Raw genomic sequence first — 18,182 nt, forward strand, 5'->3', positions numbered from 1 at the left:
TATCTTTCTTTTTGGGACTCAGCGATGGGCCAGCCTCATCACCGCTCAGTCGGGGCTAATCTACATCATCGCTCTAACCTAACTTAAGTACGTGCCTAGCTTTTTTATTTACCTCAATATCAACCTTAACTTCAACATCTTCTCCGTTCTTTACTATGAACACTTTTCTATCCTGGGAGAATGGCTTGTAGATTTTAACTATCACGGGTTCTCTAGCTATGTTGGAAACTATGTATATCCAGTACTTATCCTCATTTTTTAGAGCAAACTTATACTCCTTTTCTGTTAATTCCGCGAGAAAAAGCATTGGATAGTGACCTTTAACCTCTATATACTTCTCTTCTCCATCTTTAAAGGCTCTTATGTCGTAGTGCTCCCTTAAAGATACATCCTCAACGTTGTATCCTCTAGTCTTTTCCAGCTCCATGACTATTTCCATGGCCTTCCTTTCACTTTCAAGGATTTTGTTCAGAGGAACAAAATTTCTCTCAAGGGCCTTAATGTACTCCTCGGTGGGTAACTCTACATTGGTAAAATCGAGTCCCAGTACTTTTACAATTTCAACAGGAACCCTCTTAATAATTTCGAATTCTCCCTCACTAACTCCTTTTATTTCAAGAACCTTCTTTATCTCAACCTTGATCCTCTTAAAAAGCCTATCCCTCTTAATGCTCAGCTTTTCGTAATCCATATACCTACCTATTATGGGGAAATAGACCCTGTCCATGATCAGCGTCCTAACTTTATAATCGGTACCTTTGCTTACCCCTTTGACGATCTTGTACTCCTTGGTTAGTACCTCGCTAATTCTCCGGAGTATGTTAAATCCAATAAAATACCTTCCATTTTCAACCAATATTGGATATCTATAAACTTCCCTACCCTCTTCGTCGTAAAATAGAACATAGTACACATCCATAGAACCATTGTATCCCTTGACTAAGACCTGAATTCCTTCAATTTTGCTATTCTCTCTTAAGAGTGCTCTTACCAGGCGAAATGGGTTTGGGACATTCTTCTCAACGATCCCCTTTAAAACTTCTATATCAGGGGTATCCTCCAAAATTAAACTCAGCTCTCTCTTTATACTACCCGCGGGATTTACAGGGACTGCATTTTCAACCTTCTGTTTCAATATCCTGAGGGTTCTAACTAAGGCCCCCGCATAACCCTTGAGTTGTCCCTTAATTGAAGCAAGGATGAGTTCATACTCTGAAACTTCCTCGTTCCTTTCCTCAACGTCTTCCCTCCACAAGTTTTCGAAATCTCCTTTGAATATTGGCTTTCCAATAATAGGCCCACTTCCTATGGCCTCCTTTATGTTCATTATTTTCTTGTAGAGGTTATTTAGAACGTCTAAATCCGTTTCCGTTGCAAGAAACACTGTGTACGCGTTAGTTTCCTTTCTCTGATTGAGTCTCCATATTCTCCCTACCCTCTGCTCGAGCTTTATCGGGCTCCAGGGAGCTTCGTAGTTTATCACCACGCTAGCAACGTGCAAATTAAGACCTTCAGATGCAACGTCTGTAGAAACTAGCAAGTCTGATCTTTCGTGAAACTTCTTAATTTCCCTCTCTATTTCCTCAGACTTCATACCCCCGTGGAGCTTTGCAATATCATCACTTTCCAGTAAAATACCATGTCTTTCCCTTAAGATGCCAGGTAGCTTTCCAAGTATGTATTCGAGCGTATCTCTAAATTCAGTAAAAATTATTACCTTCTCTCCCTTTCTAATGTGGTAGGCGATTATATCCGATATAACTTCAAGCTTACTATCCTTATTGCCGATTTTCTTTCCGAGCTCTAAAACCCTCTTAAGTTTTTCGAGTTGTCTTTCGTCCAGAAACCCCCTATACTCATCTATTATTTTATGTATCGCATCGTCTATCTCCTCAAACTCCTCTATTTCAAGTTCCTCATATCCCATTCTAAATATCTTTTCAACGTATTCCTCGATCCCTTTTGCCTTTTCTTTCCTACCTCTGTGAGAGCTTTCAACAATTCTTGTCAGCGTTTTTAGGGCCGCCTCATAGCTGGAGGATGCCCTCTTCCTAATTATGACTGCAAGAAGGGTTAAAGGAGAGTAATCCGCTTGATCCTTAACTAACTCGAATAGTGCTCTATTCAATTCTTCAAAGAACTTCCTCTCCTCATCGCTAACATCAACGACAATAGCCCCAAAGTGGCACTTCTTAAATACTTCTCCTTCAAGCTCATTAACAACTTTCTTAGTTCTCCTTAGAACGAGCGTTCCCCTTGTCCTCATATAAAGCTTCTTTTCGTTTGTTGGAGATATTTCCTCAGGAAGCGTTGGGTCGAGTAGCCTAAGCCTCGCCAAGTAATCCTTGTTATTTCCCCTGTGCGGGGTTGCTGAAAGGAAGATTACGTTTAGATTCTTATTCTTCGTTAGCTCTTTGAGGAATTCATACCTTTGTGTTCCCAAGGTAGCATTGTGAACTTCATCCACTATCACTAAATCCCAATCCTGGCTGGTTATCTCTTTGGTGTACCTCTTTGCTAGGTCTATTGATATTATGAAATACTTCCTCGGCCTTCTCAGCTTCCTTTCAATTTCAATCCCCCTATCTATGATCTCTGGTGCTTCCTCTAGAATCCTCTTGACTTCTTCTCTCCACTGTTCCCTAAGAACTTTCGGAACAACTATCAAGGCCTTCTTAATCTCCCCCCTGAGATCGAGATACTTTGCTATTAAGAGGGCTTGTATTGTCTTTCCGAGGCCTATCTCATCCGCAATCATGAGCCTCACTGGCCTTATAAGCATGGCATGATAGAGGGTCTGGAACTGATGCTTGAAAGGAATAATGCCTTTATCAGAATAGGAATAAACAAAAAGGTGAGGGTTGTGAAGTATAACATCCCTAATCAACCATCTCAAATCATCTCAACCTCCATGAACCTTCTGGCGAGGAACATCAGCCTCCTCATGTTCTTGTATTTCCAGTAAACATTTCTAAACTTTGAAGCCCAGTATCGGAGCTCAATGGGCTCCATCTCGAGGACTCTCTCCTCGAGCCTCTCCCAATCCCCTGGGTTTCTAAGAACGCCCATGACTACTCCATAGATCATGGCCCTTAGGTAGGCGTAGTCATTCTCAGTTGTCATTCTTCTCTTCTTTACTTCAAACCCAAGTCCCTTGGCAAAATCGGAATATTCCGGTAGAAATACCCTGGCCTTTGCTTCCACTTTCCCTAGCGTACCGTCCTCAAAAATTGGATAAAATTCGGCGAGCTTCTGCTCTCTATTTACCGCTAGTTGAACGGGCTTAATGTACTTCAGCTTTATTAAATACTTCATTCCCATTAGCTTTCCCTCCTTTTGAGCCTAAACTTTACCTTTCCAAATAGTGGTCTTAGCTTCTCAATCACCAGGTCGTTTATGACAACTTCTTCACTCGCAACAACGTCAACATTGATTGTTGGGTTGCTCTCAAAGAATTCCTTCATTTCCTTTACTATGTGCTTGAAAACTTCCAAGTCAACATCCTGGAACTCGGTTCTCCATAGTGGTTCCTCAAATTCAAGGCTTCCGCTAGCACTTCCTTTGAACTCTATCCTGTCTAGAGAGTCCACATCTTTAATGGAGTGAACTGAGAGTAGTAAATATCCTTTGTGTTCTTCTTTTATCTCTTTAACTTCTATGACATCCTCCAACTTTGGAATTAGAAGTATTTTTGCTTCTGCTTCCTTTCCTTTGTTGCTCTTTCCTCTTATGACGACCTCCCTTTTAACCTTCAGAATCCTCCCTCTCCACTTAACCCTGACTTTCCCGCCCTTAAGCTCAACTTCATCCACTTCTAACTTCCCAAAGCTCGATGATAAGGACACTGTGAATTCGTCATCGCTTATCGGCTTCACCGTTACTTCAACTTCAACCTCTTCTCCCGGCTTACCCGTTATGCTTGCCCTACTAACACTTATTTCGAACTCTCCTTCCATAATTTTCTTTTGTTCTCTCTTTTCTACTATGTATCCCCAGAGTATTCTATTCAGGTCTTCTTTTACTTCACATTCCTCTCCCACTATGCTCCTCAACGGTATCGCAAGGTTTTCCTCTGGTATGTGAATCTCGTACCAAACTTTAATCCGGTACTTCTCACCGTTCTTTTCCGCAATGAGGTCTTTTTCTTCATTTAGTAGGGAGCACAATTGCCTCTGAAGTGCTACCTCTCTGGGCAGTATTACATCCTTTACCTCTATATTAGCCGGGGGGTGGCCTTTCTCCTCTTCGCTTGGTATCTCCTTGTAAATCTTCTTGAAGAATATCCTTCCACCCCTTTCAATTCCAATCATTAATTTTTCCACGGCCTTTCTTATGATTTCTGTTAGTACCTTATCAGCTATCATGGGTAACCTCGGATTAGTCCTGAACACATTTCTCAGCTCTGAGAATGTGTATCCCCTTCCTGGGAAGTCTATCCCAACTTCTGCAAGAACATCCCTAAGCCACTCAAAGTCGGCCTCTTCCTCTACTATTTTACCCCTTGATACGAGAGCTGAATATACATTCTCAACTACCGACCTTGAGGAGGCTGGGGCATCCACGATCTTTACTTTGTCACCCTCTGGGTAAGCTACGTGCTTAAATGAAATTATGAACTGATTTTCCAGATCCTCAAGGGCTTTTTCCATAATCTCCCTAACCATGTTTTTCTGTATCTCCTCAACATCCTTACCAAACTTACCATATATGGCTTTTATCTCCTTCATCACCTCATCGCAGGCAAGGACCCTTGCCGTGAGTTCTATTAGTGTATCTAACGATTTTTCAGCCAAGTAGCAGACCACCACGGTGTTCCTGTACGTTCTAGCCGAGGTGTTTTCAAAGAATATTAGCCTCTCTAGCGTATCCCTACTTACGTCATCCCTTACAATAACCTCGAGCTTGTACTCCGGAGTATCCCTCAACTCCTGGGGATCCTTCGTAACTATAATCATATTCTTCTTGAAAAATGGTATCTCTCCCTCAGAAGACCTTTTCCTCCTCAGGCTTTTCCCTTCCCTAATGAATTTATCAGCGTACTTCACAAGGGAAAGCCAAACATCTCCATAACTGGTTTCAATGAGCTCCCTCGCCTTGCTCTCAACAAACTTACTTACGTTGGCTCTCCTCCAGAACCAGAACGTCTTGTCTTTCTTTGCAAGGTACATGAACTTCACACTTTTTCCTATCTCTTCTATAGTGTCCTTTATATCTGCTGGTAGCCAATTGTTCTTCTCGAAGGTCTCCGGCTCGTAAACCCCCCTAGCAATACTCTCTGGCGTTGGAAATCCTGGGTGTGGACGTGGACTGTCAAACGGGTAAGTCTTGAGGAATATATACCTTAATATTATCTTCCCCAGTTCTGGATTTGAGAGGGTTTTAACTTTCTCCTCGCTGATATCTACCTCAAAAACAGTCTTGTAATCTGCGAAAGTTGTCCTTTTCCCAAAGAAAAGCCCTTTTATAGCTTCATCCTCGGGGTCTATGTGATAAGGCATTATTATCTCAGGGGGAGCGTTGATGAGTTTTCTCACAACTATCCTCGTAATCTTTATGAGATCTCTAGTCCTCTGGAGGCTAGTCCTCTCTATTATGTTTCTTAGCACTTCTATATACTCAGGGTGAAAGGGATAGCTAGCTTCGAGGGATTCAAGGAAACTTGAGGATATTCCAAATATCTCTCTGTTGCTCATAACCTCCCTTAGCTTGAGCAAAACTCTCTCCTTCTCCCCCTCATCTATCCTCTTGAATATCCTCTTCTTCAAAACCTCAATGAGCTCGTTTTCCCTTCCCTCAGTTCTCATTGGGGAGTAAAGGTTATGTCCAGCTACCTTAGTTACCGCACTCCAGATGCTGTTGACGGTCTTCCTGTCGTATAGATCCTCGACTTTCCCCTCACCTTCCATTGGTAGGGTTAGTATCATAATACTCCTAGTAACGGTTAACGCTTTCGCTAAGTTGTGGAGGAAGTTTGCAACATTCTCTGCGTAATTCCTATCTTCCTCATTGGCGCTCCTTGAAAGTGTTTGCACGTGGTGAGCAATCTCATCTATGAGCAGGAGGACATTTTCCTCCTGGAAGAGCTTTACCAAAACCTCTATTGGAGGAACAGTCAAGTTCTTGTCATAGTCTTCCACGAGCTCGTACTTTCCCAGGGAGTGTGCTATGTAACCCCAGACGGTTCTAATCTTTCCATTAAGTGGTGTGCTCGGCTGTCCAATGTTTGTTTGACCATGTACAATGATTATCCTCGCATTGATGTTTTCGGCAAGATAGCTCAACTCTTCCAACTTTTCCCTGATATTTCTTCTCTGGCCTTCCAGTACCTCTTTTTCTCTGAGCGCTCGTGGATTCCTTAAAGCGTGGTATACGCTCAATAGAGTGTGGCTCTTACCTCCACCGAATAAAGAGTATATTAAGATAACATTGTTCTTTTCATCTCCCCTTAGCGTCTTTATCACTTTCTCCAAAATCTCAACTATGGAAGATGTGAAGTAAGTTCTCTTGAAGAACTCAACTGAATCGAGGTAAATTGTAGGAGCATTTCCTTCCACTATTTTGTACAATTCTGGAGCCACTTCCTCATCAAGCTTTTCATCCAAAACGTCTTCCCAAACTTCATGCTTTCCAAACTTCATAACATTTCACCCCTAACAGCTTTGACAAGTCTCTCCATAAGAATAACCTCATAAAGGCCGTCTTTCTCTAACCTCTTTGTTATTTCTTTCTCATCTTTAATTCCCAGGGTTAAGGAATAAATTCTCTTATAATAGGAAGCTACGAGCTTTGCAATAGAAATTGCCTCGTTCACTTCCATTTTACTCTTTAGCTCCTCAATCGTCTCCCTGACCTTTGAAGCCCCCAGGAGAGAGGCGTGCTCAAGCACGTGAAGAACATCTATGGAGTTTCTATACTTTTCCGCACCCCTTTCCTTAAGGAACTTTTGAAGTTCCCTAGCATCTAGGGCCTTCTTACCTAGAAGGTCGGGAGAGTATAGGGTGATCTCGCTATTTACTCTCTTCAAAATTCTCAGCTTTTGAAGACTTGAAGAATCTACGGCCGTAGCTAGGTTTAGTAGTATTATATCATTCGGCGAAACCTTTGCGTTTCCAAAGAGCACCTTATAAGCTGTGTAGAATATCCCCTCTCTTGAGAGCGTTTCAGCTTTTACATCTTCAGTTATAGCCCCCACTATTCCCCTAATCGTCGCTGGATATACGTACTTCTCCAAGATTTCCCTCACGCTCAGCTCTCCCTTTGGGGATTTTACTGCTTTATACTTTGTAACTTCCGAGAGAACTGAGGCCATTACACCATAGAGGAGATTCAACCTGTGGTAACCGTGGGAAATGAATTCCTTGGCACTCTTCATTCCCACCTCTGTTAAGGTCTCTTCAATGTCACCTACCCAAACCTCCTTCTCTTCATTCCTCTTTCTCCAAACAACTACTACTGAAGTGTCAAGGGCCATCTTTCCTCTGGCGGTGACTCTCTGGGATGACTCCGTTCCCAGGGGAAAGGCCCTCGTCACTTGGAGCTTTGCCTTTCTCCATCCGGCTTCTATCAGGGTAATCCAACTCTCTAGGTCGGTGTGGGCGTAGTAAGTAACTAGTATTCCATCGTCCTTGAGGTGTTCCCTCATGGCCACGAATGCCTGGCTGAAGAGGTTCTCGAAGTGCTTTGAGGCGATTTCCTTAGCCTCTTTGCCTGACTTTCCATCAAACCTCGCTGGATACATCGAAACCTCCTTCTTGGCAAACTCTTGCCACTGCGTCTTTATTTCGACCCACTTAGGGCCAATTCTCTTGAAGAACGCCTCTCTGTGGAACCTTGGAACGAGTTTGCCGTTCTCAACGTCGCTCAAAGCCCTCTTCAGCCAGACGTAGTAAAAGTCGGAAAGCTCCGTGTAGGGGACGTCGTCAGCGTAGGGTGGATCGGTCACGATGACGTCGAACTTCTCGCCGAGGTTGAGAGAGGTTGCATCGCCCTGGAGGACTTTAATGGAGTTGCCCGTGAAGTCCGCGAGAGTTTTCTGGGAGGACGAGAGGGCTGAGGTGAGGTACTGGAGAGCCCTCAAGACAGATTCAGTACTTTTTCTGAAAGAATATGAATTTCCCTCCTCATAAAGGATATTAGTGTCTCCCCAGTTCCATACCATTGCAATTCCTCTAAATGACAAAGAGGACTGGATTTTATTTGTCAAAAGAGATCCAGAATACCATGAAGTACATATTGAATTAAAGTTCATTAACCTGACCAGAACAATGCTCAAATACGTTGCCACGGCCTCCGCGTATTCAAAGGCCCTCTCCTTGCTCCAGCCCTCAGCAATTTTCTCCTCCTCGACCTTCTTGCCCACTTCTCTTATCAGCCTCACAATCTTAATCAGCGTGAGGAGCTGGCGGGGGTTGAATAGGTTATTCCAACTGATGAACACCTTATAAATATCTCCAAGAGTAGCTCCACCATAGGGTTGCATTTTCTCAGTCGGTACATCAGGGTCTTTCTTCTCAACCATCTCCTTGACCTTCTCCTTCGCCTTCCAGAGCTTCTCATTGTCTTCCCTCGTTGCAGGCTCGAAGATCAGATCCTTGTTTTTAACCTTCACCTTCACGAGCAATCTTTGCCTTGCAAACCTCTCATTCCCCTCGTGATACTTCCTCAGAGCGAACTTCACATAGAAGTCCACGTTCTTTCCCTTAGGCTTTTCAATGTAGTGATTTCCCTCTTCATCTGCATACTTAATCACGTTACCACATGATAGGCAAACAAGCTGGCTTTTCCTACCCTCTATATTCGGCCTTGGAACTTTGAAAACGACTTTGTCTCCTTCTATTTCAACGTCCTCCTCTTTGAGCTTCCCCCTTTCAATAGCCTTCTTGACCTTCTCCACGTATCCCTTCCCCTCCAGGATTATCTCTCCCCTCTCCGTGCTTACCTTGGCCCCAGAGACATCTGCGAATATCTCATTTAGATCAATTATTCTTACCTCCCCATTGGGATCTATCTTCATGTAAGCGAGCCTCTTGTAGTTCTTTCCATCCTTAACTCGGGCAAGCCAGAAGTTTCCCACGGCTGGAGTCCACCTCCCACAGTGAGGGCACTTAACTTCCCAGGTTCCAATGTAAACGGCTACATCCTCGTCATAAAGCTCCTTAATCTCGGGGTCGTTCTTCAACTGCTCGGTTATCCAGTTTCCCCATTTCTCCACGTCCCTGATTAATTGCCTCCCAAATTTCTTTGGATACTCAAGGACGGCCTTGAGGAAGATATATGCAGTGGGTAAGAGCTCGACTGCGGTAACATCTAGGCCAAGCCTTAAACCTTCGAGTGGGATTGAGCCAAACCCGGCAAAAGGATCGAGGAGCTTCTTCCCCCTAAACATTGGCTCTGGGTTAGCTTTATGGCCTTCGCTAAGCCTTATCTTGGATTTAAACTTATTGACGTCGTAATCTTCTGGGAGAAGGGAGGCCGCTATTATAGCCCTTGCCCCTATCAATGGCTTCCTAGTCCACCAGAATACCATCTCCCAGTAAGGGGGCCTCCCTGGGCCCTTCTCCTTCAGGCTCTTTTCATTAACCTCTTCAATTGGAAAATTGGGACTCTCAATCAACCTCTTCTCCATTCTATATGCACCAGAAACATTTATTTTTAATTGGAGTTATAAATCATTTGGGGAGTTTTATGAAGGCGGTGACGTTTCCAGTTCCCTGGGAGTACCTAAATAGGATATTCGAGGGAAAGAACGTCTTCGTGAAGCCGGCAACGCTCAAGGTTGAAGAGGGAATGAAGGTTATCTTCTACGCTTCCAGGGAAAATCAAGGGTGGCATGGGGAAGCAGAGGTTGAGAGGGTTGAACACTACACCAACGTGGAGGAGATAATAAAGAAGTACGGGGATAAGCTTTTCCTAACCCCCGAGGAGTTGAGGAGGTACGATAAGGAGAGAAGCAGATGGGGTTCTGGGAGGAGAAAGAGGCCATGGATGGTTCTCGTGCTCAGGAACATCAGGAAGTATCCCAGGGTTGTAAAGCCAAAGAAGTTTATCGTTGTCTCTGGAAGGTACGTGGATGAGAAAGAGTACGAGGAGATTAGGAAAAGTACGAGCTGAAAATTTCCAAAGCCATTACCATACCTAAAAGGCGTAGATACGCTTCATACGTAGCGTAGGGATAGTACTTTAGGAGGGGATTGTTTGGATTAGAAAGCTTTGGAAGGGTATAAGTGTCAAGCTCCCTAAGCTCAAGGAGGACATAGTTGGACAATAGCTCTGCATAAGGCCCTTTACCCTTTTTCTTTGCAAAAGCAAGGGCCCTCCTGTAGACCTCTTCCCTAATACCTGTTATGTTGTACGGTACATCCCTCTCACTTTGAAGCCCTCCCCCAATGAAATATGGGTGAGGAGCATTGGCCCACTTTGATTCCGTCAAGTTAAGGTATGCAAGTGCAACTGAATAGTACCACAGGGCTAGGGATTTTTCTCCCCTATTGTAACTCTCCTCTGACATGTTTAGCCAGGCCAAGGCAAGGATTACTAAGCCGGTTTTTTGAGTTTTATCATTCTTTAAAGCCTCTTCCATCTCTATGATTTTCCTCCTGGTCTCGCTGATGTTAGAGAGGTTAAAGTTTATTCTCACATATTTACCATCTATGTGCTCCTTAATGAAGGGGATGAGGTACTCCATTGTGAGTGCTGCTCTTACTGATGTCATGTTCGGGTTCTGGGACCACCCCAAGTAAAGCTCCGCGACGGTTAACCATGGAGACTGTCCCCTTGTTCTTTCAATTTCCCTTATTTCATTTAGTAACCCTTTTACCTCACTCAAAGCCAGGCTAACGTTTCCCTTAATGTCATTGCATTCTATCTTGTCAGCTACTAGGTAGGCAAAAGTTGGAACGAACGTGTAAATTCTACCTGAATAAAAATCCTTCTCCATATCGCCAATCAAAATGCTACATTTCCTTGTGCTATTAAGCTCTGAGAAAAGAGAGTTTATCTGCGGTATTAATGATCCATCGGTAGTAAGTCCGCTGAAATTTACTAGAGAAAACTGTTTCCTCATCTCTTCAATGTATTCTTTTGGGTATACATATGGGGAGGGAGGTTCCGCCTTGTCTTTCGACTCAGGAATTCCGATGAAGTAAGCTCCAATTAAAATGAAAATGACTACAAAGACTGCGAACTTAATATCCAGCTCATCCATGCAAGTGCCTCCAATTTATTCTTTGGAGTGTTAAGACACATTAACTTCACATTTTACAATTTAAAACTTTTATCTGGTGAATTGTTATAGTGTCGGATGAGTACTAACAACCTTATACCAAAACTTTTTGAATTGAACATTTCGAGCCGATTTTGATGAACATAAAGAGCTTCATAAACAGGCTTAAGGAGTTAGTTGAAATCGAGAAGGAAGCTGAAATAGAGGCTATGAGGTTAGAGATGAAAAGGCTCAGCGGAGTGGAGAGGGAAAGGCTAGGTAGAGCAATTCTCAACTTGAACGGTAAAATCGCTGGAGAGGAGCTCGGCTACTTCTTGGTTAAGTACGGGAGGAATAGGGAGATAAAGACCGAGATCAGCGTTGGGGATTTGGTGGTTATAAGCAAGAGAGATCCGTTGAAGAGCGATCTCCTGGGAACCGTTGTTGAGAAGGGGAAGAGGTTCATCGTTGTTGCCTTAGAAACAGTCCCAGAGTGGGCCCTTAGGGATGTGAGAATTGATCTTTACGCCAACGACATAACCTTCAGGAGATGGCTCGAAAACCTCGACAGGGTTAAGAAGGCTGGGAAAAGGGCTTTGGAGTTTTACCTTGGTTTAGATGAGCCTTCCCAAGGGGAGGAAGTTAGCTTTGAACCATTTGACAAGAGCCTAAACTCCTCTCAAAGGAAAGCGATAGCTAAGGGTTTAGGTAGTGAAGACTTCTTCCTAATCCATGGCCCGTTTGGAACCGGGAAGACAAGGACTTTAGTTGAGCTAATTAGGCAGGAAGTGAAGAGGGGGAACAAAGTTCTAGCTACAGCCGAGAGCAACGTGGCCGTGGATAACCTAGTTGAAAGATTAGCTAAAGATGGAGTCAAGATAGTCAGGGTGGGGCACCCAAGTAGGGTTTCGAGGCATTTACACGAGACAACCTTAGCTTACCTCATTACCCAGCACGAGCTCTACGGCGAGCTTAGGGAGCTAAGGGTGATAGGGCAGAGCTTGGCCGAGAAGAGGGATACTTATACAAAGCCGACCCCAAAGTTCAGGAGAGGATTAAGTGATGCTGAGATAATTAAGCTAGCGGAGAGGAGGAGAGGGATCAGAGGACTCTCGGCCAGGCTAATAAAGGAGATGGCCGAGTGGATAAAACTAAACAGGCAGGTTCAGAAGGCCTTTGAGGATGCTAGGAAGCTTGAGGAGAGAATTGCGAGGGATATAATTAGGGAAGCTGATGTAATTTTAACAACTAACTCTTCCGCGGCCCTTGAAGTCGTTGATGCTACCGATTACGATGTTGCGATAATAGATGAGGCAACTCAGGCAACGATACCGAGCATATTAATTCCCTTGAATAAGGTTGATAGGTTTATACTTGCTGGAGATCACAAGCAACTTCCCCCTACTATCTTAAGCTTGGAAGCCCAGGAGCTCTCTCACACGCTTTTCGAAGGTTTAATTGAGAGGTATCCGTGGAAGAGCGAAATGCTAACAATTCAATATAGGATGAACGAGAGGATAATGGAGTTTCCGAGCAAGGAGTTTTACGATGGAAGGATAGTTGCCGATGAAAGGGTGAAAAACATAACCCTGGGAGACCTCGGAATTAAAGTTAACGCCACCGGAATATGGAGGGATATCCTAGATCCAAGCAACGTCCTCGTATTCATAGATACTTGCATGCTCGACAATAGGTTTGAAAGGCAGAGGAGGGGAAGCGAAAGCAGGGAGAATCCATTAGAGGCTAAGATAGTGAGTAAAATCGTAGAAAAGCTCTTAGAAAGTGGAGTTAAAGCGGAAATGATAGGAGTAATTACCCCTTACGATGACCAGAGGGACTTGATAAGCTTGAACGTTCCCGAGGAGGTTGAAGTCAAGACAGTAGATGGCTACCAGGGAAGGGAAAAGGAAGTGATAATTCTATCATTTGTTCGCTCTAACAAGGTGGGAGAGATCGGCTTTCTCAAGGACTTGAGGAGGCTAAACGTGTCCTTAACCAGGGCTAAGAGGAAGCTTATCATGATTGGTGATTCCTCAACGCTTTCATCTCACGAAACTTACAAGAGGTTGATAGAGCACGTGAGGGAGAAGGGGTTATATGTTGTGCTAACGAAGGATGGCATTAGGTGAGTGTAGCATGCCAATAACGAAGGTTACTCGAAATTATCGAATAACAATTCCCGCGGAAATTAGAAAGGCCCTTGGAATTAAAGAAGGTGAACTACTCGAGGTTAAGCTCGAAGATGGGAAAATTATTATAGAAAGGCTCAAAAAAGAAAGAAAAACACTCAAGTTGGGTAAAAAGTTAACTCCCGAAGAAATTGAGAAAGCAATAGTGGAAGGGATGAAAGAATGCATATAGTGTTAATTTATGATACATTTATCGATTCTGAGTTTCACAAAAAGGCTAGATCTCTTTTGGATTCTCTTGATAGATGGTACATTCCTCCCACAGTACTTCAGGAGTACGTGTGGTTTTTTAGGAGTCAAGGATTTTCAAGTAGAGATGCCAAGATAATGCTCTCTGAATATATCAGATCTAAGTTGACCTTCTCGAAAGGAAAAACCTCTCTTTGCCACAGTTTAATGATATGAGTTCAGTAGAATCTAGCAACTTTTGATCAAAAACCAAAAACTTGCAAGGAAGTTGGGTGTTGAAGTCTTGCTATAGGGACAGATGAGGAGATCCCCTAAAAAGCATTTTCCAGCTTCTCTCAATATTTCGCATGATATCATGAACTGAAAGCCATGGAACAACCTTATCACCAACGAACTAAACGTACTTGAAAAGCTTGGGCATCTCTTTTTCATAGCGTTTAATCTGCCTGCATTCTTCTTTCCAGTCCTTCTCTAGGCACTTCAACTTGATTTGTAACTAAAAACTCATTGTTTTCATAATTTATAGGCATAAGTCCCTTTAAGTAGTCCAATATTCTGCGAGAGCCTTCAACATAACAAATGGAACCTTCTAAGAAAAGGAAGAAGTTATAATGATGAATCGATAATTTCGATAAAATCAACTTTCTTAAAGTCTTCATCAAAAGTGGCTATTTTCTGAATTTCGTAATATTTGCAAGTGGCAACTATTATAGCATCATTGGTTAAAAGAGCGTATTTCTCCCCAATTTCTGCGTTGACTTCGACTATCCTCAAAAGTTCATTCTTTATCAGCAGTTCAATCGATTTTTTGACTTTTCCATAAACCCAAGCATATCTATCTAAATGCTTTCTGAGATCATAAACGCCCTTCAATCCATCTCGAAGGGCTAAGGTGAACATAACTTTATAAGCCGTTTCAGAGAAAACGACAGGGTTTATGACTAAAGTGAAGCTCCTTTCAATCAATGACTTCACTAATGCCTTTGCCTTCTCGTCACGAAGAGAAAAATAAACAAAAATCATGAAAGATAGGCCTTTCTAAACTCCAATCCTGCAAATCCAGCGAACACTAAAGCTAGGAGTATTAAGACTATCCAATCCTGCATAATCCCAAAAGTTGGAGTTACCCCTGCAAGATAGTACCTAGCCCCATCAACTGCATACGTTAAGGGGTTTATCTTTGCTAGCCACTGCATCCAGTTTGGCATAGTCCTTACTGGGTAGAATGCACCGCTGAGGAACATCATTGGGAGCATTAGCATCATCACTATTATCTGGAACCCCTCCATGCTACTCATCTTAAGGGCTACTGCAACACCCAAGCCCGCTATTGCTACGCCTACGAAGAAGGCCAGGATGAGCGTTGGTATTACCCCGGAAACTTTTAGATTCGCTACAATAAAGCTTAATGCTACCATTATAAATCCCTGGATCATTGCAACTATTGCTCCTCCCGTTATCCTTCCCAGGATGCTCTCAACTCTGCTTGCAGGGGCCACTAGAATTTCCTTCATGAAACCAAACTGCTTATCCCATATTATCGTTAATCCTTGCAAGAAGCTCATATCAAATACCGTCATTACAACGACTCCCGGGACTAGGTAAGTCATGTAGTCAACTCCGCCGAATATCCTCGTGGCCATGGGAAAGTTGAACACCCCGCTCCATCCCTTTCCGAAAAAGATCAGCCAAAGTAAGGGATTTAGAATGCTCCCTATTATTCTAGAAGGTGACCTTATGAACCTCTTAAGCTCACGGTAAATCATCGTTAAGAAGACATTCATCTCCTCCACCTCCTTATTGGCATTGTTGGCTTTTCAGAAGCTTCATCCCTTATTTCTCTACCAGTTAAGTGCAAGAACACATCGTTTAACGTTGGACGGTGATAAGTAACTTCTAAAATCTTGAGTTCCATCTCCCTAGCTTTTTCAAAGACCAGGGGTAAAGCTTCTGCTGCGTTCTTAACTTCTAGGGCAACCCTTCCGTTGTTGAGAACCTTACATCCCCTTATGAACTCGGCTTGTATGCACGTCGGTTTCTCAAACTTAACGTAGATTATATCATTACCTACCAACTTCTTCAGCTCCTCAGCCGTACCCTCAGCAATTATCTTTCCATGGTCTATGATTGCTATCCTGTCTGCAAGTTGCTCAGCTTCATCCATGTAGTGAGTGGTTAGGAATATCGTCATGTCATGCTCTTCCTTCATCGTCTTGATGTACTCCCAAATATGGGCCCTTGTCTGGGGATCGAGCCCTATTGTAGGTTCATCCAAAAAGAGGACTTCCGGCTCATGGATTAAAGCCCTCGCTATCTCCAGCCTCCTTTGCATACCTCCAGAGAAGTATTTTACCTGCCTATCCTTAAACTCCCAGAGTTCAACGAATTTTAACAACTCTTCAATCTTCTTTTTCAGTTCTTGTCCTTTAAGCCCGTAGATCCTCCCATGAATGTACATATTTTCCCAGGCCGTTAGTTCTCGGTCAACGCTTGGATCTTGAAAAACAACTCCTATCTTCTTTCTAACTTCCCTGGATTCTTTAACAACATCGTGCCCAGCTACTATTGCTCTTCCCGAAGTGGGCTTCAGTAGCGTGGTTAACATATGAACTGTCGTCGTTTTTCCAGCTCCATTTGGTCCCAGGAAAGCGAATATTTCACCCCGTCTTACCTTAAAGGATATCCCCCTTACAGCTTCAAAGTCTCCATACTTTTTAACGAGGTTCTCCACTATTATAGCCTCCACCTTATTCACCCCCCAGGAGGATTATCTTGATCCTCTTAACGAACTCAGAAAATTCCCTCGCTAAAGCGGTTTTCTGCTCTTCGGAAAGCTTGTCAATGTTCTCAATGACTTCCCTTAGAACCTGCGCAACTTCCCTACCTCCAAGTTCCGAGAATTCTTTAAGCTTATTTGCAATCTCCAAAGCTTCTTCAACTTCGTCTTCGTGTTTTTTAAGGTATTCTTCTCCTTTTTCCGTTATTCTATAGAGCTTCTTTTCCCTCTTTCCTTCTCTTGCCACTTCAATTAATCCACTCTTTCTTAGAGATGATAGGATTGGATAGATTGCACCTGGGCTTACCTTTATACCAAAGGTCTTCTCCAGTTCTGACATAATGCCATATCCGTGCAGGGGGTTTTCTTCCAGGAGCTTCAGTATTAGGAGCTTTAGGTGCCCCTTAAACTTGGGCTTTTCCAAATTATCACCTGATATATCAATTGATATATCAGTTTATAAGTGTTTTTATTGTCTACTGGTTGCTATTAGTTAAAAGCATAAACTTCTCTCTTTAGGGATCTTCTTTATGACATTTTTCCCTTTGAAGTCTCATGTATATCTTTCCAGCTTTTGTTACCAGGTACTTGGGAGTTCTCTCATTAGGTTTTTCAGGCTTAACAAGGTTATATTTTACCATTTCTTTCAGCTCATAGCTGATTGTTGCTGGAGAGAGTCCAAGCTCTTCAGATATTCTCCTCACACTTTTCCCTTCGAGAAGCCCACAAATTATCTTTGCCCATCTCCTTTTGGATGGGGCTAGGAATGTTCCTAATTCTAAGGAGATGTATCCTGAAAGGTTTTCGAAGTCACTTTCTATGATAACTCTGACATCTCTAATTGTCAGAAGTGCTAAGAGCGTGGATACAATAAATGGCCTCATACCACCTGAAAGAACTGCCAAGATGAGACGATCGTCTGTGATATTTTCCGTTATAGCATGGGATATTCTAGTTACCATCTCCTCACCATTAAGGGGAACTTCTAAAATTATAATATTCTTTTCTCCAATTATTGGAGATGCAATATTTTTTATAGAGTCTATTGCATTAAGTGTTCTCTGCTCTCTTTGGTAATCTTCTGGAACTATCATCAGGAGCTTATCTTTGGGTTCAAGACCATTTACACCCTCTCTTTTTCTTACTAAAGCCCTGATAATAAATTTTTCATCAAAACCTACTGGAAAAACTACTAGCAACCTTCCACCCCCTAACTTTTAGAACTTCGAAAATTTCCTTTCCAAGGGCACTCTTCTTTCCACCTCTATTCACCGCTGCAGCATAGTTGTCAGCAACGACTAGTGGAAGTAAAATAGAGTACACACCCCTTAGATTTGTTCTCATGATCTCTTCAGCTTCTTCTGTGAATTCGATCCAATTTCTCCATGGGATTTCTTCTGGTATCTTTTCTCCAGAAAGTTTCTTGATTATGGAAAGACATTCGTTACAAAGCTTAAGGTTTCTTGGCCTTTTGGGACTTTTTTCTCTTATCCAATTGTGATGATGGAGAAGTATCGCAACAGAAACTACACCACCTATATCTCCATATTTCTTAAAGACTTCTCTCGCTACTAAAGCAGAGTATACCTCGTGAAACCTGAACTTTTCCCGCCTTTGTTGGAACTCTTCAAGACACTTTCCAATATCATGGAATATGTAGGCCTTTTTTAAGAGTTCTTCTGCAAGTTTAACATCGATATTCAAAATTTTGGAAAGAAAGTGGCCATAGCCCCTTCGCAGATATAGTCCCTCAATAATTTCAAGACCTTTCCTTATGTGATCCTCCATTGTTTCTACGCATACTTTGTTCTCAAAAAATGTACATACG

14 protein-coding genes and 1 other RNA gene are annotated in these 18,182 nt (G+C 42.8%); 3 read left to right on the plus strand and 12 right to left on the minus strand.

Going from position 1 to position 18,182, the window contains the following annotated elements:
* Positions 1–15: 15 nt before the first annotated feature.
* The 5 genes from PH_RS09580 to PH_RS04275 form a co-directional block, all read right to left on the minus strand.
* Positions 16–73: C/D box small nucleolar RNA (locus PH_RS09580), an RNA gene on the minus strand.
* Positions 74–2,896: a DEAD/DEAH box helicase gene (locus PH_RS04260; RefSeq protein ID WP_048053253.1), complete on the minus strand. Its 2,823-nt coding sequence runs from the start codon at positions 2,894–2,896 to the stop codon at positions 74–76.
* The gene (locus PH_RS04265) at positions 2,893–3,321 is read right to left on the minus strand and encodes a hypothetical protein (protein WP_010884993.1); all 429 of its coding nucleotides are present in this window, start codon (positions 3,319–3,321) and stop codon (positions 2,893–2,895) included. Before PH_RS04265 ends, PH_RS04260 begins: the two co-directional genes overlap by 4 nt.
* The gene (locus tag PH_RS04270; RefSeq protein ID WP_010884994.1) at positions 3,321–6,638 is read right to left on the minus strand and encodes an ATP-binding protein; all 3,318 of its coding nucleotides are present in this window, start codon (positions 6,636–6,638) and stop codon (positions 3,321–3,323) included. Before PH_RS04270 ends, PH_RS04265 begins: the two co-directional genes overlap by 1 nt.
* Entirely contained in the window at positions 6,635–9,625 is a 2,991-nt protein-coding gene (locus PH_RS04275; protein WP_010884995.1) for a DUF1156 domain-containing protein, read from the minus strand. Before PH_RS04275 ends, PH_RS04270 begins: the two co-directional genes overlap by 4 nt.
* Positions 9,626–9,684: 59 nt before the next feature.
* On the opposite strand from PH_RS04275, the gene PH_RS04280 reads away from it, so the two are divergent.
* Complete coding sequence (locus tag PH_RS04280; protein ID WP_048053254.1) at positions 9,685–10,110, plus strand: DUF365 domain-containing protein; 426 nt, start codon at positions 9,685–9,687, stop codon at positions 10,108–10,110.
* Here the strand turns inward: PH_RS04280 and PH_RS04285 are convergent.
* Positions 10,091–11,203: a hypothetical protein gene (locus tag PH_RS04285; protein WP_010884997.1), complete on the minus strand. Its 1,113-nt coding sequence runs from the start codon at positions 11,201–11,203 to the stop codon at positions 10,091–10,093. The two genes, PH_RS04280 and PH_RS04285, sit on opposite strands and share 20 nt — an antisense overlap.
* A 155-nt stretch (positions 11,204–11,358) precedes the next feature.
* Between PH_RS04285 and PH_RS04290 the strand changes: the two genes are divergently transcribed.
* The gene (locus tag PH_RS04290) at positions 11,359–13,329 is read left to right on the plus strand and encodes an IGHMBP2 family helicase (protein WP_010884998.1); all 1,971 of its coding nucleotides are present in this window, start codon (positions 11,359–11,361) and stop codon (positions 13,327–13,329) included.
* Between the two features lie 7 nt (positions 13,330–13,336).
* Positions 13,337–13,561 (plus strand): AbrB/MazE/SpoVT family DNA-binding domain-containing protein, encoded by a 225-nt coding sequence (locus PH_RS04295; protein ID WP_010884999.1) that lies wholly within the window; start codon positions 13,337–13,339, stop codon positions 13,559–13,561.
* 623 nt (positions 13,562–14,184) lie between these two features.
* Here the strand turns inward: PH_RS04295 and PH_RS04305 are convergent.
* From PH_RS04305 to PH_RS04330, 6 genes are all read right to left on the minus strand, one after another.
* Positions 14,185–14,601, minus strand: a complete 417-nt coding sequence (locus PH_RS04305) for a PIN domain-containing protein (protein WP_010885002.1) — start codon at positions 14,599–14,601, stop codon at positions 14,185–14,187.
* Complete coding sequence (locus PH_RS04310) at positions 14,598–15,362, minus strand: ABC transporter permease (protein WP_048053255.1); 765 nt, start codon at positions 15,360–15,362, stop codon at positions 14,598–14,600. The genes PH_RS04305 and PH_RS04310 overlap by 4 nt, the downstream gene beginning before the upstream one ends.
* Complete coding sequence (locus tag PH_RS04315; protein ID WP_048053256.1) at positions 15,359–16,324, minus strand: ATP-binding cassette domain-containing protein; 966 nt, start codon at positions 16,322–16,324, stop codon at positions 15,359–15,361. The genes PH_RS04310 and PH_RS04315 overlap by 4 nt, the downstream gene beginning before the upstream one ends.
* Position 16,325: 1 nt before the next feature.
* A complete protein-coding gene (locus PH_RS04320; RefSeq protein WP_048053257.1) occupies positions 16,326–16,778 on the minus strand; it encodes a PadR family transcriptional regulator in 453 nt (150 codons plus the stop codon).
* A gap of 91 nt (positions 16,779–16,869) precedes the next feature.
* Positions 16,870–17,553 carry a CRISPR-associated CARF protein Csa3 gene (csa3, locus tag PH_RS04325; protein ID WP_048053258.1) on the minus strand — a complete coding sequence of 228 codons (684 nt, stop codon included), beginning with the start codon at positions 17,551–17,553 and terminating at the stop codon, positions 16,870–16,872.
* Positions 17,525–18,142 (minus strand): CRISPR-associated endonuclease Cas3'', encoded by a 618-nt coding sequence (locus tag PH_RS04330; RefSeq protein WP_231833726.1) that lies wholly within the window; start codon positions 18,140–18,142, stop codon positions 17,525–17,527. The genes csa3 and PH_RS04330 overlap by 29 nt, the downstream gene beginning before the upstream one ends.
* Positions 18,143–18,182 lie beyond the last annotated feature (40 nt).

Origin of the sequence: Pyrococcus horikoshii OT3 (assembly GCF_000011105.1) — an archaeon.
Classification (GTDB): Archaea; Methanobacteriota_B; Thermococci; order Thermococcales; family Thermococcaceae; genus Pyrococcus; species Pyrococcus horikoshii.

Bases quoted from the DNA above. Each gene is read 5' to 3' on its own strand.
- PH_RS04265 (WP_010884993.1), bottom strand. From the start codon at position 3,321: ATGGGAATGAAGTATTTAATAAAGCTGAAGTACATTAAGCCCGTTCAA.
- PH_RS04270 (WP_010884994.1), bottom strand. From the start codon at position 6,638: ATGAAGTTTGGAAAGCATGAAGTTTGGGAAGACGTTTTGGATGAAAAG.
- PH_RS04275 (WP_010884995.1), bottom strand. From the start codon at position 9,625: ATGGAGAAGAGGTTGATTGAGAGTCCCAATTTTCCAATTGAAGAGGTT.
- PH_RS04280 (WP_048053254.1), top strand. From the start codon at position 9,685: ATGAAGGCGGTGACGTTTCCAGTTCCCTGGGAGTACCTAAATAGGATA.
- PH_RS04285 (WP_010884997.1), bottom strand. From the start codon at position 11,203: ATGGATGAGCTGGATATTAAGTTCGCAGTCTTTGTAGTCATTTTCATT.
- PH_RS04290 (WP_010884998.1), top strand. From the start codon at position 11,359: ATGAACATAAAGAGCTTCATAAACAGGCTTAAGGAGTTAGTTGAAATC.
- PH_RS04295 (WP_010884999.1), top strand. From the start codon at position 13,337: ATGCCAATAACGAAGGTTACTCGAAATTATCGAATAACAATTCCCGCG.
- PH_RS04305 (WP_010885002.1), bottom strand. From the start codon at position 14,601: ATGATTTTTGTTTATTTTTCTCTTCGTGACGAGAAGGCAAAGGCATTA.
- PH_RS04310 (WP_048053255.1), bottom strand. From the start codon at position 15,362: ATGAATGTCTTCTTAACGATGATTTACCGTGAGCTTAAGAGGTTCATA.
- PH_RS04330 (WP_231833726.1), bottom strand. From the start codon at position 18,142: ATGGAGGATCACATAAGGAAAGGTCTTGAAATTATTGAGGGACTATAT.